The following is a 14,544-nucleotide window of genomic DNA, read 5'->3' on the forward strand; positions in this document are numbered from 1 at the left end:
TCAGCGTCCGCCGAGCGAGCCGAGGTCGAACCCGGGCAGGACGGTCGCGAGGCTGCCGAGGCCCGGGTTCCCCGGCTCGGGATCGACCGGTCCGGTATCGCTCCCGGTGACGGTGAGCATGTGTGCCATCGCGGTGTGCGATGCGCCGTCGGCATCGGTGAACACGGCGGTGATCGTTTTGGTGCCCGCCTTCCCGAACGTCAGATCCAGCCGTGCGACACCGCGAACCACCGGCCGCGGATCTCCCACCGGCTTACCGTCGACCAGGAACTGCACTGCGCCGGAGGCACTTTCCGGAGCGATCGTGGCCGCGAACGACGCCTTGTCGCCGGTGTTCACGGCGGCGGGCCCGTCGATGGTGGCGGAGATCTGCTCTCCAGGACCGGGATCGACCGGGTCGCCCTCGATGGCGATGGTCGCGAGTGCGCCGGCGCCGGCGTTGAGGACGCCGTCCGCAGCGTCACGCGGCGAGCAGTACGTGGGCGCCCAGATGGTGCCCGCCAGCCAGTGACTCACCTGGGGCAGGAAGGTGAGGAACGACTCCGGGGTACCGAACGTCCCGGCTGCACCGGCTGTGCGTACCGACGGCTCGATGGTGCCGGACGGCCCCGCCTTCAGGGTCATCCGGATCTTCGGGAAGGAGAGATCGGTGGTGGCGCCCGACTGCGCGTTGACCGAGAGGCCGCCGTGCGACGAAGTCGACGACGACGGCCCGTTGCCGATGGTCACGTTGTTGCCGGACAGTCGCAGCAGGGACCCGGTCGCCGACGGGTTGCCCGCCTCGTCGACTCGGATCACCGACGCCGGGACGCCCGCGGTGAGGTTTCCGGGATCGGCCACGCCCGCACCGACCAGTTCGGCATTGGCCGGAATCGGGAGGTCGATCTTGGCGCGCGAGATCTTCTGCACGTTGGCGCCACTGACGCTGTTGGGGATCTGGACGGTGCCGGGATCGATCTCGATGTCGAAGGTCTCGCCCGGCGCCACCGTCGCGGGCGCCGTCACCTTCACGGTCGCGGGCTTGCCATCCGAGGTGGGGCCACTGAAGGCACTGGGTACGGCATTGCACGTCACCTGGAAGGTGGACGAGGTGGTCACGGCCGCGGGTGCGGCGGAGGCAGTGGGAAGCCCCACCACCGCGACGCCGGCCATCAGGCCGGCAATCGTGCTGAGTCGGGTCACGCGGGAACTCATGGTTTCCTCTCATTGGGGGGCAACCTATTCGGTGCGATCGCGCTGAACGTACATCACGTTTACGAATTCCGGGTAGACGCAAAAACAAATCTTCGATCGAGGCTGCGACTACGTAACCGTAGGTTTCTCGAACTCGAGAACTGTTGTTGCACAACTCAATTAACGTGCGTCAACCAGTGGAAGCGAAATCGCCCACCCGAACCCGACGGCGCCGCTGATCAGCAATTCCATGGAAACTCGAAACGGGAGCCGACGCGAATGACGGGGAGCCGTCATCCCGACTTCCGGCCGTTGAACGACCGGTCGAGTCTTCGTCGGCACGAGCGCGGGGCACGGGGGAACCGATGCCCCTCGAACGCTGCGATTGCTCACAGTTCCGCGTCCGGCGCAAGACCTGACGTGCGCGTGTGATGATTCCGACGGATGCCCCGAACTCGATTGCTGCGGGAGCGCGTTCGCCGGTAGCGTCTCCACGTTCGGCCGCGACAGTCGTCCGTGCCACCGATCCGGTAGGAACTGCATGTCCCAAGACGTCCAGGCGACCTCGCGTCCCGACGCACCCGTAAACGACAATCCCAACCACGAACGCCGCTGGCTCGTCCTGTGCATCGTCGCACTGGCGCAGCTGACCGTCGTCCTCGACGGCACGATCGTGAGCATCGCGCTGCCCGATGCCCAGAAGGAACTGGGCATCAGCAACCTGGACCGCCAGTGGGTGGTGACCGCCTACGCACTCGCGTTCGGCGCGCTGCTGCTGCTCGGTGGTCGAATCGCCGACTTCTGGGGCCGCAAGCGCTCCTTCATGGTCGGCATGGCGGGCTTCGCGGTCGCGTCGGCCGTCGGCGGGTTCGCGCAGACCGGGATGCAACTGTTCGTCGCCCGCGCCGGGCAGGGCGTGTTCGCGGCCCTACTCGCTCCCGCCGCCCTCGCGATCCTCACGACGACGTTCGTCGGGGAGAAGGAGCGCGCCAAGGCGTTCGCGGTGTTCGGTGCGATCTCCGGCGGCGGCGCCGCCATCGGCCTGCTGCTCGGCGGCGTGCTGACGCAGTACGTCGACTGGCGCTGGTGCTTGCTGGTGAACATCCCTGTCGCGCTGTTCGCGATCGCCGTGACACTCCCGATCGTCAAGGAGACCAAGGCGCACGGCGACACCAGCTACGACCTACCCGGCACCGTCCTCGTCGCGATCGGCCTGGGTTCACTGGTCTACGGCTTCACCAAGGCCGAGCACGGCTGGCTCGAGACGCAGACGCTGCTGTTCATCGGCATCGGTCTGGCCGCCCTGATCGCGTTCGTGCTCGTGGAGAAGCGCAGCGCCAATCCGCTTCTGCCGCTCAGCGTTCCGTGGCACCGCGACCGCGGCGCCGCATTCATCGGATCGGCACTGGTGGGTTCGGCGCTGCTCGGCGGCACGCTGTATCTCACGTTCTACCTGCAGATCGTCATGGGACTGAGCCCGGTGATGGCCGGTGTCGGCTCGCTGCCGATGGCGGGCTTCATCGTCATCGCATCCACCATCGCGGCGCAGCTCACCACCCGCATCGGCCCCAAGCCGCTGATGACCGTCGGCCCGCTGGTCGCGGCCGCCGGGCTGCTCATGCTCACTCGGATCGAGGTGGACAGCTCCTACTGGACGCACGTGTTCCCCGGTCTGGCGATCTTCGGCTTCGGCCTGGGCCTGCTGATGGTGCCGATGCAGAACCTGGCGCTGCTGGGCGTCCCCAACCACGACGCCGGCGCCGCCAGTGCCCTCGCCAACGCGACGCTGCAGGTCGGTGGCGCGCTGGGCACGGCCCTGTTCACCACGGTGTACGCGTCGGCGAAGAGCGCGTTCCAGGCCGACAACCCGGCGCCAACTCCCCCGCCCGGTTTCCCCGCCGACGCGATCCCGACCGACCTCTCGAACGCGACCCCTCTCACGCCCGAGCAGATCGCGGCCCTGCCGCAGCCCGCGCAGGACTTCGTCGGCAAGGTCATGGACTGGGTGTTCGGCACCGAGGTGTCCGGCTACGCGCACGCCTTCGGCTGGGCGGGCGTGCTGATCGCGATCATCAGCCCGATCGTCGTCGTGCTGGTGCGAGCCGAGAAGGGCGATCTGCCCACCGAGGGCGCCGTCGGTATGCACTGACGTCCTTGCCGAGCCCCTCCCCTAGCTGAAGGGTCCCTTCGTGCGCTGCCAGCGCACGAAGGGACCCTTCAGCTGCTCGGGGGAACGTCAGAGCGCCGCGCGCAGCACCGTCTCGAGGGGGGTGGACGGGCGGCCGATGAGCCGCTGCAGGTCGCCGCTGGTGATGTCGAGGACACCGGTCGCGACGCCGGCGTCGGCATCGGCGAGGACCTCCGCGATCGGGGTGGGCAGCCCGACCGACTCGAGAATGCCCCGGTACTCCGCGACCGGCAGGTTCCGGTACTCGACCGGCTTCCCGGTGACGTTCGCGATGGCCTGGGCCAGTTCGGGGTACGACACGTGCTCGTCACCGCCGAGCTCGTACACCCGACCGGCCTGGTTCTCGTCGGACGTGAGGACGGCGGCAGCCGCCTCGGCGTAGTCGGCCCGCGCCGCGCCCGACACCCGGCCGTCCCCCGCGCTACCGGCCAGGACGCCGCGCTCGGCGGTGCCCGCGAGGTCGTTGGTGTAGTTCTCCCAGTACCAGCCGTTGCGGAGCAACGCGTGGTCGATGCCGGATTCGGCGAGCAGACGCTCGGTGGCCTGGTGCTCCCGAGCGAGCAGCAGGGTGTTGTTCGGCGCGTCCGGGATGGACGTGTACGCGATGAAGCCGACGCGCGCAGCCTTCGCCGCGTCGATGATGTTGGTGTGCTGTGGCAGCCTGCCGCCCACCTCGCTGCCCGAGATCAGCAGAACCTTGTCGACGCCGGTGAGCGCGGACTCGAGCGCGGCGCTGTCGGCATAGTCGGCGGTGCGGACCTGCACGCCCCGCGCCGCGAGGTCGGCGGCCTTCTCCGGGTTACGGACCACGGCGACAACGTCGGATGCGGGGACACCGCGGCGCAGCAGGGCGTCGACGGCGAGGCGGCCGAGGTGTCCGGTGGCGCCGGTGACGGCAATGGTCATGAAAACTCCCTGAGGTTGAACCTTCAATGTTTCGTCCGCCCTCCATAATGCACTTATTTTTCGTAAGTGCAACCGTTTTAGTCAGCACTGATCGTTCAGACGGTAGTAATCTCGATGTCGTGAGCACCGCCGACCAGCCCTTCGACGACCCGACCCTCGAGGCCGACGTCTTCGCGCGCAACTGCCATTCGCGCGGCGCCCTGCTCAACATCACCGGACGGTGGGGGACGCTCGCGCTGGCCGCACTCATGGAGGGGCCGTACCGGTTCGGCGCACTGCGCCGGCGGGTGGACGGGGTGAGCGAACGGATGCTGGCGCAGACGCTGCAGCAACTCGAACGGGACGGGCTGGTGCATCGGGAGGTCCGCGAGACGATCCCACCGAACGTCGAGTACAGCCTCACCCCACTGGGCGAGGAGATCGCCGAACGTCTCACCGGGCTCATCGATCTGCTCGAATCGCACATGCCGGACATCACCGCGGCCCAGAATCGGTACGACGCGCGCTGACCGGACAACGACAGGGGTGGCTGATGCCGAGCCTGACCAGCAGGGCCATGCCACTGGCGATCGCGCTACTGGGCCGGCGCCGACCGAGCGCCGACGACGTCCGCCGGGAGATCAGGGCACTACAGGCCGAGCCCGGGCCGTTCGTCCCGCCGTCGTCGCTGGGACGCAGGCTGGACGTGACGTCCTCGACGTCGGCGGCGGGCTGGCCCGTGTTCACGGTGGCCCCACGTGGGGTGACGCCATCGTCGCGGGTGCTGTATCTGCACGGCGGCGCGTACATCCGGGAGATCACCCGGCACCACTGGAAGCTGATCGGGCAGTTCGCGTCGACCGGGGCCGCCGTGACGGTGCCGATCTATCCGCTCGCGCCACGCGGGACCGCGGAACGCGTGGTGACGGCGTCGGCCGATCTGGCGCAGAAGCTTGCCTCCGACGGGATCCCGGTGATCGTCGCGGGCGACTCGGCGGGTGGCGGACTCGCGCTGGCGGTAGCCCTCGCCCTGCGCGACCGCGGTGCGGACGCTCCCGCGCGCACGGCCTTGATCTCTCCGTGGCTCGACGCGACCGGCTCCCACCCCGACATCGCGGCGGTGGCGCCCCGCGACCCGTGGCTGCATCCGGGCGGACTCACCGTGGCCGCCGACGCGTACCGGGGCCGTCTGGACCGGGAGCATCCGTGGGTGAGCCCGCTGAACGGTGACCTCACCGGGCTCGGGCCGATCACACTGTTCACCGGCACCCGCGACATCCTCAACGTCGACGCACGTCGATTCGCTCCACTCGCGGCGGCCGCTGGTCTGTCACTCGACTTCCACGAGGAGCCGGAGATGATCCACGTCTACCCGCTGCTCCCGATCCCGGAAGGCAAGAAAGCCCGCACAATCCTGTGCGGGCTTCTCGCGAACTAGCTGTTCCGGCGGGTGATCCGTCAGAAGTTGATCATGTGGCCGGCGAGGCCGTGGATGGCCTCCTGCAGCGCCTCGCTGAGCGTGGGGTGCGTATGGACGTTGCGGGCCAGCTCGTTGACCGTGAGGTCCCACTTCTGGGCCAGGGTCAGCTCGGGCAGCAGTTCGGAGACATCGGGGCCGATGAGGTGGCCGCCGAGCAGCTCGCCGTACTTCTTGTCGGCGATCAGCTTGACGAAGCCGTTGGGGTCGGCCAGGCCGTGTGCCTTGCCGTTCGCGGTGAACGGGAAGGTCGCGACCTTGACGTCGTAGCCCTCGGCCTTGGCCTGCTCCTCGGTGAGACCGAAGCTGGCGACCTGAGGCTGGCAGAACGTGGCGCGCGGCATCATCCGGTAGTCGCCCAGTTCCATGGTCTCGGCGTTGCCGATGGTCTCGGCTGCGACGACGCCCTGCGCCTCGGCGACGTGCGCGAGCTGCAGCTTGGCGGTGACGTCACCGATGGCGTAGACGCCGGGGACGTTGGTACGCATGCGCTCGTCGATCGAGATGGCGCCGCGCTCGGTGAGCTGGACGCCGGTGTTCTCGAGGCCGAAGCCCTCGATCTGCGGGGCGAAGCCGATGGCCTGCAGGACCTTGTCGACGACCACGGTCTCGACCTGGTCGCTGCCGTTCTTGGCCATGGTGACCGTGACGCCGGCGGCGCCGTTGTCGGTGATCGTCTGGACCCCGGTGGACGTCTTGATGTCGATCCCGTACTTCTTGTAGCGCTTGGCGATCTCCTTGGAGACGTCCGCGTCCTCGTTGGGCAGGGCCCGGTCGAGGAACTCGACGATGGTCACCTTGACGCCGTAGTTGTGCAGGACGTAGGCGAACTCCATGCCGATGGCGCCTGCACCGACGATGAGGATCGAGCCTGGCAGGTCCTTGGTGAGGATCTGCTCTTCGTAGGTGACGACGTTCTCGCTGAGCGAGGTGCCCGGCAGCAGCCGGGTCTTGGTGCCGGTGGCGATGATGACGTTGTCGAAGGTGACGGTCTCGCTGGACCCGTCGGCCTTGCTCACCACGATGGTCTTGGCATCGGTGAAGCTGCCGCGACCCTCGTACTCGGTGATCTTGTTCTTCTTCATCAGGAAGTGAACGCCCTTGACGCGGCCGTCCGCGACCTGGCGGCTGCGGTCGAACGCAGCGCCGAAGTCGAAGGTCACATCTCCCGAGATGCCGAAGGTCTTGGCATCGTTATGGAAGATGTGGGCCAGCTCCGCGTTGCGGAGGAGCGCCTTGGAGGGGATGCAGCCCACGTTCAGGCAGACACCGCCCCAGTACTTCTCTTCGATGATGGCGGTTTTCAGGCCCAGCTGTGCCGCGCGGATAGCAGCGACGTACCCACCGGGACCGGCTCCGAGGACAACGACGTCATAGTGTGAGGTCACGAGGCCATAGCCTAGTCCCGCCCCGAATCCGTGTCCCGGAATGGTGCTTACTCCGAAGTAAGTTCACGTGCCGCGGAATGACCCCGAACACACCTGCGACCCCAGCCGCCGGTGGCGACTGGGGTCGGAGGTGCGAATGCTCAGCTGAACGAGATGGAGCTCCCGAGGTCCCCAACCGTGCTTCCGCCGAAGACACTGCCCCGGCTGAGGCTGAGGAGGATGTCGAGCAGGCCCGACATGGAGCCCGATGCCACCCCGGCAAGCGAGCCGAGGTCGATTGCGTCCAGATTCATTGCAGTCGCCTTTCCTACTACTTCGGGTTGCGGATCAGGAGAGCTCGGTGACCGAACCGAAGTTGACGACGTTGCCGATGACACCGATCAGAGCGGCGATGATTGCATCGAGGTTCATTGTGTTTCCTTACTTTCGTGGTGGATTTGTGACAGGTGGGGCGAACTAGCTGATCTCGGTGACGCTACCGAAGTTGATCAGGTTTCCGATCACGCCGATGAGAGCGGCGATGATGGCGTCAGCGTTCATGTTCACTGCCTTTCGAGGGAGATAGTGCCGTGTGGCGTTATTGCCACGTGATCTTGTTCAGCCCGGGCTGGGACTTCGCCGGCGCCGGGGGACCCCGCTACCCCGGACGATCGAACTCCCAAGACAACCCGTCCATTGCGACTCCGCTGGAAGCGCGACCGTGGTGTGCCGCCCCTCCTGGCGTCTGGCCGGGAAGACGATCGCTTTTATTCGACCGTGATCGAAAGATAAACTAGGTAGCATCGTTCTGTACACGTTTTCGTTACCCCAACTGGTCACCCGTCCAGGATGTCCGGAAATTCACCCCCTCGATCACCCCAGGCACACGGGCCCGGGACGACCGCAGACCACGGCCGCAGACCGCAGCCTCAGCGCCACCCGAACCCCCTCCAGCCCACCGTCCACCCCAGCTTCCAACCCGTCCCCAGGAGGGACGTCGCAGGTGGTGGACACATTCGGGATCCACAGGTCGTCGCCGCGCGAACCACGGCGCCCGACCGACCACAATGGACCCATGACGCACTCCGCTTCCACATCCGCGCCGTCCGACGACCCCCACCTGTGGCTCGAGGACGTCACCGGAGACGACGCCCTCTCGTGGGTTCGTGAGCACAATGGCAAGACCGTCGCCGAATTCGCCGGAACCACCGAATTCGAGCAACTTGAATCAAACATTCGTTCAATTCTCGACACCGACTCACGCATTCCCTATTCCCGTCGACGTGGTGAATACCTCTACAATTTCTGGCGCGACGCCGAGCACGTCCGCGGCTTGTGGCGCCGCACGACGATGGACCAGTTCCGCAGCGACACAACGGAATGGGAGATTCTCGTCGACGTCGACGAACTCGCCGAGCGCGAGGGCGAGAACTGGGTGTGGTCCGGTGCACAGGTGCTGCGGCCCGCGCAGAACCTGGCCCTGATCAGCCTTTCCCGCGGCGGCGCCGACGCCGTCGTCGTCCGCGAATTCGATCTCAGCACGCTCACCTTCGACGACTCGGACGACGGATTCCGGGTGGAGGAGGCCAAGACCGACATCGGCTGGATCGACACCGAAAATGTATACATCGGAACGGATTTCGGCGACGGAACGCTCACCGATTCCGGCTACCCCCGACTCGCGAAGCGGTGGCACCGCGGCACCCCGCTGACCGAGGCTGTCACGGTCTTCGAGGGCGAGGAGTCCGACGTCGCGATCTCCGCGTGGCACGACAGCACACCGGGATTCGAACGCAGCTTCGTCGAGCGGGCGATCGACTTCTACACGTCACAGCGCTTCCAGTTGCTGGACGACGACACCCTCGTCCGCATCGACACCCCCGAGGACGCGCGGATCTCGGTGTACCGGGAGTGGTTGCTGATTCGCACCCGCTCCGAGTGGACCGTCGGCGACACCACGTACCCGGCGGGCACGCTGCTGGCCGCGAAGTACGACGACTACGTCGCCGGCTCGCGCGAGCTCACCACCTTGTTCGTGCCCGACGCCCATACGTCGCTCGAGCAGTACTCGTGGACTCGCCACCACCTGCTGATGGTGACGCTCTCCGATGTCCAGTCGCACGTCTACGTGCTCACGCCGGTCGAGAACGGCTGGGAGACAGTCTCACTCGAAGGACTGCCGGACCTGACGTCCACCGAGATCATCGACACCGATCCGCGGGAGAGCGACGACTTCTTCCTCAACTCGAGCGGCTATCTCACACCCGCCACACTGTTCTCCGGCACCGTCGGCGGGCCGCTCGAGGCCCTCAAGTCGGCGCCCTCGTTCTTCGACCCCACCGGACTGGTCGTCGCGCAGCACTTCGCCGTATCCACGGACGGCACCCGCATCCCCTACTTCGTGGTGCGGCGCGAGGGCGCACCCGCCGGGCCGACGCTGCTGTACGGCTACGGCGGATTCGAGAACTCGATGACACCCGGATACAGCGGCATCAACGGCACCGCGTGGCTCCAGCGCGGTGGCACGTACGTGGTCGCGAACATCCGCGGCGGCGGTGAGTACGGACCACAGTGGCACACCCAGGCCGTGCGCGACGGCCGGCACAAGGTGTACGAGGACTTCGCCGCGGTGGCCCGCGACCTCGTCGCCCGCGGCATCACCACCGCCGACCAGCTCGGTGCGCAGGGCGGCAGCAACGGTGGGCTGCTGATGGGCGTCATGCTCACCCGGTACCCGGAACTGTTCGGCGCCATCGTCTGCCAGGTGCCGCTGCTGGACATGAAGCGCTACCACCTGCTGCTCGCGGGCGCGTCGTGGATGGCCGAGTACGGCGACCCCGACGACCTCGACGACTGGGCCTTCATCTCCGAGTACTCGCCGTACCAGAACACCGACCCCGAGCGGTCGTACCCGCCGATCCTCATCGCGACCTCCACCCGCGACGACCGCGTCCACCCCGGACACGCCCGGAAGATGACGGCTCTCCTCGAACTGGAGGGCCACGACGTCCACTACTACGAGAACATCGAGGGCGGACACGGCGGCGCCGCCGACAACGCGCAGGCCGCGTTCAAGTCGGCCCTCACGTACACGTTCCTGTGGGACAAGCTCGCTCGATGACCTCCGACCGTTCCCTTCCTCGGCTACCATGCGCCCGGAATCGAGCAACCGGAAAGCGAGCTGCCACATGAGATCCGACGCGATCACCCGCCCGTCGTCGCGGCAACTGGGCTCGGGCGCCCTCGTCGCCGCCACCGTCGTGGGCGCGCTGCTGGGCGTCGTGCCGGCCGCAGCGGCCGGCGGTGTTCCGAATGCGGCCGCGGTGGAGGCCGATACGACCTCCGCTGCACGGTCCGCAGGCGCCCACATCACGGGCGTCGAGAACATCACCGACCGCTGGGTGCGGGTGTTCGTGTACTCCCCCGCCATGCAGTCCGAGCAGGAAGTGCAGGTGCTGCTGCCCCGCGACACCTCCGGGCCCCGGCCCACGCTGTACATGCTCGACGGACGGTCCGCGGTCCCCGGCACGAGCAACTGGACCACGCAGGGCAATGCGGTCGAGTTCTTCGCGGACAAGCCGGTGAACGTCGTCCTGACCACGGGCGGGCGCGCCAGCTACTACACCGACTGGGACCGACCCGAGCCCACCCTCGGAAACTACAAGTGGGAGACCTTCCTGACCGAGGAACTGCCCCAGCTGATCGACGACCGGTTCGACGGCAACGGCGTCCAGTCCATCGCCGGACTGTCGATGGGTGCGCAGTCCGCAATGATGCTCGCGATGCGCTCCCCCGGGCTGTACCGCGGTGTCGCCGCCTACAGCGGCTGCTACACGACCACCGGTGACCTCGGACAGACCCAGATGCAGCTCGTCGTCGCCAGCTACGGCGGCGAGATCGGGAACATGTGGGGCCCGTTCACCGATCCGAAGTGGGCCGAGCACGACGTCCTCGTCAATGCCGAGAAGCTGCGTGGCACCACGATGTACATCTCGACGGCCACCGGGCTGCCCGGCCCCAACGAGAACGTCGGCAACCCCGATCTGATTCCGCTCGTCACGCAGGGCGGACCGATCGAGGCGGTCACCAACTTCTGCACCCACCAGCTCGACGACCGACTGCGATCCCTCGGAATCCCGGCCACCTTCGTCTACAACCCGGTGGGGGTCCACACCTGGGCGTACTGGCGCGACGAACTACCGAAGTCGTGGCCGACGCTGGCGGCCTCGCTCGGGGTCTGAGTGCCGCGACACTCCGAACAGGAAGAAGGCGGCGACGGTGCGTATGCACCGTCGCCGCCTTCTCGACGTTCCAGAGCGAAACTCAGGCGCTGAGCGAGCTGAGCGAAGCGGTGTCGAGCGAGCCGGAGGCACCGGTGCCGGAGGAGCTGGCCGTGCCGAGCGAGTTCAGAGCCTTCACGATCGACGTGACGGCGTTGAGGACGGTGAGGATCTCAGTCGAGCCCATGAAAACTCCCAGTGTTGCGTGTGTGGTGTGGCGCCCCGAATCAAAGCGCTGTGGTCAATATAACGGTCGGGACACAGCAACAGCACCACATTGACACATACCCGGGATGAAATGTGAGGGTGAAATCAAGAGTGATCCCGAATCCACTCCGCAATGTGATCAGTGGTGCTCTCAGGTGTACGAATCCACCCGTTATGCCCCAGTTCATCCGGTTGGTGCCACGAGGTCACGTCGGATCCGGACATTTTCTCAAGGAGATTCTTCGACGAACTGCGCGGCGCCAAGTCGTCGCCCTCGATCGAAATGGACAACACGGGCAGCTTCAGTCGTCCGATACGTTCCTCGTAGTCGATGTCCGCCCCCGACGGTTCGATCCGTCCGGTGCGCGCAAAGCGTGACCAGTCCGAGATCAACACCCTCGACTGCCGTCCGAACCCGCCGACATCCAGGCGGTCGCCGGGCCAGAACCCGGCCACGCTCGCGGTGATGGACATGGCCGCGGACCCCAGCAGCACACCCGGTGACCGGGTCCCGGGGAAACCCCGGTAGTACGGCGAACCGGACGCCACCAGGATCAACCCGCCGAGCCGTCCCCGGATCCGCGCCGCATACATCACCCCGAGTTGCCCGCCCATACTGTGCCCCAACAGGAACGGCGTGCTCGCGTCGAACCGTTCGCGCACAACCTCGAACATCGCCGGCAGGTCGACCGCCACCAACTCCTGGTAGCCGAACGTGCTCGATGCGCCGGGGCGGGGCCGACTGTCACCCTGGCCCCGCAGCTCGCACGTCGCGGCGCAGAACCCGCGGTCCACCAGAGAACTCGCGAAGCGGTCGTAGAACGCACCGGGGATGCCGAGACCCGGCACGATCACCACCACCGGCGCGCCCTCCGGTCCGGGAAACAGCCGCACCGGCGTCGTCGTCCCGTCAGGCATCTGGATCGGCACGGTCTCCACCACGACACGAGCCTATGCCCACACCGCCCGCGGGGCCCGACATTCGGCACACGGACTCCTCCCAGTACCTCGGCAGAATTGCACCGACCCACGTCGGACGGACAGAAGCAGTTCCCGGGCAAGGCACGCACCATCCACGTTTCGATCAGCGGGTAGGTAACAGGCAACCTTCAGCGGCGAGATCGAGGGTCCCGTGTGGACCGGTACACGTGGTGATCCAGTACGTCGGGGTGCCATAGCCGGTGCCTTCGTGCGCCGTGATCGCACCGTTGCGGTCCATCTCGCAAGGCTCGTCCTCGAGACACTGCCCCCCTGAGGAATTGTGCGTGTTGTTGATCCCGACGATCAAGCCGCTGCTGGTATCGACGACCGGGGAACCCGAAGTCCCCGGCCCGATCTGGCACTCGGGGCTGTACGCGATGACATCCTCGGTCATGTAGCCCATCTCGAGGACTCGATAGGCGAGACGATCGATCTTGCAGGCGTAGATCTCCTTCAATCCCCCTGACACCACCTGAATCTCGGCACCAGGGGTCGACCGCTGCCCGGACAGTCGAAATGCGCGAACGCCGTACTCCTGCTCGATCTTCTCGTAGCTCCAATCCAGCTGATACAGCGTGAGATCAGTGCCTGTCATCGTGGAGTAGAGGACGTCGGTGGCCTGCAGGAAACCCAGCTCGTCGCCATCGGAATCCAGGACGACAACGCTGAGATCTGTCGGTTGGCCGAGCAACACCTCACCAGGCACCGGCCTGGCGTCACCGTTGCAGTGGCCGTTCGTCATCGCCAACGCGTTGTCTGCCGGCGAGGAGGTCGACAGTGCCACCACAGCGCCCGAGCAGCCGTCAACTGCGATCGTTCCCGACAGATCCACTGCACTCCGCTCCGGGAGCATCACCTGCTCCCGGTCATTCGAAGTCGCACAAGCGCTGATGACCAACATCGATACTGCGATAGCGGCGATCCGCATTCGTTGGTACACAATACTCTTCATTCTTCTGTCCTGTTTCCCTGTCGCTCGGTGTACTTCTCTTGCCGCGCAAGAGGGATCACGATGTCGGTGTCGAGCAGGATCCGTCGGCAGCCGGCGCGCCGCGAAAGAAATCCACCGCTTTGGATGCGCAGGGGAGTCGTTTCAACGAGCCGTGTGCGCCGTCGTCGATCGTCAACAACGAGCCGCCGATTGCTTTCTGCATCCGCTGCGCCCACACGTACGGTGTCGTGGTTTCGTACGCATGTCCTGACAACTGCAACTCACTCTCACCCGGGGTGAGATTCCAGGCATTCGCCTCCGACGGCCAAGCACTGCACGTCGCTCTCGTCACGCCGCCTACGCCACCGGCGGTGAATGTTCGGCGCGCTTGCTGCACTCCCGCCCAGTACTCCTCGAAGCTCCGTCCACCTGTGCCGTCGTTGCACAACACCGCTGTGTTCTGCGAGTCGCTCATGAACTCGATACGCCGAGATGTGCGGCTACGACGCGGTGTACGCCGCCGACCACCTCGGCGCCCCGTCTCCGTTCCCGCTGCTGGTCGCAGCCGCCGAAGCGACCGAACGTCTGCGCGTCGGCACCCTCGTGCTCAATGTCGGCTTCTGGAATCCCACGCTGCTCGCACGCGAGATCGCGACCACCGACATCCTCACCGGCGGCCGACTCGAGGTGGGGCTCGGGGCCGGGCACATGAAATGGGAGTTCGACGAGGCCGGCATCGCGTGGGAGCCGTTCGGAGTCCGGACCGAAAGGTTGGCCGGCACGGTCGAGGAACTGCGTCGACGGTTCCGGTCCGACGGCTTCGAGCAGCAGGCCGCGATGCGGGCGCACTTCGACATGCCCGTGCTGCGGCCCGTGCAGCGCCGCGGATTCGACGGCTCCGGGCCACCACTGATCGTCGGAGGTACCGGCAATCGTGTCCTGCGCCTGGCAGCGCAGCAGGCCGACGTCGTCGGGGTCGCCGGGGCCTTCCAGATCGTCGGGCAGCCACCCGGAACGTTCCGGATCGCGACCGCCGCCGAGACCGACGAGCGGAT

General features: G+C 66.7%; 13 protein-coding genes and 1 pseudogene. 6 read left to right on the forward strand and 8 right to left on the reverse strand.

Annotation, left to right across the window (positions count from 1 at the left end; genetic code table 11):
* A complete protein-coding gene (locus AC1RIF_RS09960; RefSeq protein WP_492601186.1) occupies positions 1-1,194 on the reverse strand; it encodes an Ig-like domain-containing protein in 1,194 nt (397 codons plus the stop codon).
* Positions 1,195-1,714: 520 nt separating this feature from the next.
* On the opposite strand from AC1RIF_RS09960, the gene AC1RIF_RS09965 reads away from it, so the two are divergent.
* Positions 1,715-3,322: an MFS transporter gene (locus tag AC1RIF_RS09965; protein WP_492601187.1), complete on the forward strand. Its 1,608-nt coding sequence runs from the start codon at positions 1,715-1,717 to the stop codon at positions 3,320-3,322.
* Positions 3,323-3,409: 87 nt separating this feature from the next.
* On the opposite strand, the gene AC1RIF_RS09970 is transcribed toward AC1RIF_RS09965, so the two are convergent.
* Positions 3,410-4,267 (reverse strand): SDR family oxidoreductase, encoded by an 858-nt coding sequence (locus tag AC1RIF_RS09970; RefSeq protein ID WP_492601188.1) that lies wholly within the window; start codon positions 4,265-4,267, stop codon positions 3,410-3,412.
* 119 nt (positions 4,268-4,386) lie between these two features.
* Between AC1RIF_RS09970 and AC1RIF_RS09975 the strand changes: the two genes are divergently transcribed.
* Together AC1RIF_RS09975 and AC1RIF_RS09980 are read left to right on the forward strand one after the other, a co-directional pair.
* A complete protein-coding gene (locus AC1RIF_RS09975) occupies positions 4,387-4,776 on the forward strand; it encodes a winged helix-turn-helix transcriptional regulator (protein WP_492601189.1) in 390 nt (129 codons plus the stop codon).
* Positions 4,777-4,799: 23 nt separating this feature from the next.
* Positions 4,800-5,684: an alpha/beta hydrolase fold domain-containing protein gene (locus AC1RIF_RS09980; protein WP_492601190.1), complete on the forward strand. Its 885-nt coding sequence runs from the start codon at positions 4,800-4,802 to the stop codon at positions 5,682-5,684.
* Positions 5,685-5,704: 20 nt separating this feature from the next.
* Here AC1RIF_RS09980 and lpdA read toward each other — a convergent pair whose 3' ends face one another.
* Together lpdA and AC1RIF_RS09990 are read right to left on the reverse strand one after the other, a co-directional pair.
* Complete coding sequence (gene lpdA, locus AC1RIF_RS09985) at positions 5,705-7,111, reverse strand: dihydrolipoyl dehydrogenase (protein ID WP_492601191.1); 1,407 nt, start codon at positions 7,109-7,111, stop codon at positions 5,705-5,707.
* A 140-nt stretch (positions 7,112-7,251) separates the two neighbouring features.
* Positions 7,252-7,404, reverse strand: a complete 153-nt coding sequence (locus AC1RIF_RS09990; protein WP_492601192.1) for a hypothetical protein — start codon at positions 7,402-7,404, stop codon at positions 7,252-7,254.
* Between the two features lie 761 nt (positions 7,405-8,165).
* On the opposite strand from AC1RIF_RS09990, the gene AC1RIF_RS09995 reads away from it, so the two are divergent.
* Entirely contained in the window at positions 8,166-10,211 is a 2,046-nt protein-coding gene (locus AC1RIF_RS09995; RefSeq protein WP_492601193.1) for a prolyl oligopeptidase family serine peptidase, read from the forward strand.
* A 67-nt stretch (positions 10,212-10,278) separates the two neighbouring features.
* Positions 10,279-11,331: an alpha/beta hydrolase gene (locus AC1RIF_RS10000; protein ID WP_492601194.1), complete on the forward strand. Its 1,053-nt coding sequence runs from the start codon at positions 10,279-10,281 to the stop codon at positions 11,329-11,331.
* Between the two features lie 82 nt (positions 11,332-11,413).
* Here the strand turns inward: AC1RIF_RS10000 and AC1RIF_RS10005 are convergent, their stop codons facing one another.
* From AC1RIF_RS10005 to AC1RIF_RS10020, 4 genes are all read right to left on the reverse strand, one after another.
* Complete coding sequence (locus AC1RIF_RS10005; protein ID WP_174912773.1) at positions 11,414-11,557, reverse strand: hypothetical protein; 144 nt, start codon at positions 11,555-11,557, stop codon at positions 11,414-11,416.
* Positions 11,558-11,682: 125 nt separating this feature from the next.
* The gene (locus AC1RIF_RS10010; protein ID WP_492601356.1) at positions 11,683-12,516 is read right to left on the reverse strand and encodes an alpha/beta hydrolase family protein; all 834 of its coding nucleotides are present in this window, start codon (positions 12,514-12,516) and stop codon (positions 11,683-11,685) included.
* A gap of 145 nt (positions 12,517-12,661) precedes the next feature.
* Entirely contained in the window at positions 12,662-13,510 is an 849-nt protein-coding gene (locus AC1RIF_RS10015) for a trypsin-like peptidase domain-containing protein (protein WP_492601195.1), read from the reverse strand.
* 55 nt (positions 13,511-13,565) lie between these two features.
* Positions 13,566-13,964 (reverse strand): alpha/beta hydrolase, encoded by a 399-nt coding sequence (locus tag AC1RIF_RS10020; protein WP_492601196.1) that lies wholly within the window; start codon positions 13,962-13,964, stop codon positions 13,566-13,568.
* Positions 13,965-13,981: 17 nt separating this feature from the next.
* Here AC1RIF_RS10020 and AC1RIF_RS10025 point away from each other — a divergent pair.
* Positions 13,982-14,509 (forward strand): annotated as a pseudogene (locus AC1RIF_RS10025) (LLM class flavin-dependent oxidoreductase); the annotation flags it as partial.
* Positions 14,510-14,544: the final 35 nt, after the last annotated feature.

It is taken from the genome of Prescottella sp. GW823-FHT02E09 (assembly GCF_058797375.1).

Coding starts and splice junctions, on each gene's coding strand:
- AC1RIF_RS10020 (WP_492601196.1), bottom strand. CDS start 13,964: ATGAGCGACTCGCAGAACACAGCGGTGTTGTGCAACGACGGCACAGGT.
- AC1RIF_RS09965 (WP_492601187.1), top strand. CDS start 1,715: ATGTCCCAAGACGTCCAGGCGACCTCGCGTCCCGACGCACCCGTAAAC.
- AC1RIF_RS10000 (WP_492601194.1), top strand. CDS start 10,279: ATGAGATCCGACGCGATCACCCGCCCGTCGTCGCGGCAACTGGGCTCG.
- AC1RIF_RS10005 (WP_174912773.1), bottom strand. CDS start 11,557: ATGGGCTCGACTGAGATCCTCACCGTCCTCAACGCCGTCACGTCGATC.
- AC1RIF_RS09980 (WP_492601190.1), top strand. CDS start 4,800: ATGCCGAGCCTGACCAGCAGGGCCATGCCACTGGCGATCGCGCTACTG.
- AC1RIF_RS09960 (WP_492601186.1), bottom strand. CDS start 1,194: ATGAGTTCCCGCGTGACCCGACTCAGCACGATTGCCGGCCTGATGGCC.
- AC1RIF_RS09995 (WP_492601193.1), top strand. CDS start 8,166: ATGACGCACTCCGCTTCCACATCCGCGCCGTCCGACGACCCCCACCTG.
- AC1RIF_RS10015 (WP_492601195.1), bottom strand. CDS start 13,510: ATGAAGAGTATTGTGTACCAACGAATGCGGATCGCCGCTATCGCAGTA.
- AC1RIF_RS09970 (WP_492601188.1), bottom strand. CDS start 4,267: ATGACCATTGCCGTCACCGGCGCCACCGGACACCTCGGCCGCCTCGCC.
- AC1RIF_RS09990 (WP_492601192.1), bottom strand. CDS start 7,404: ATGAATCTGGACGCAATCGACCTCGGCTCGCTTGCCGGGGTGGCATCG.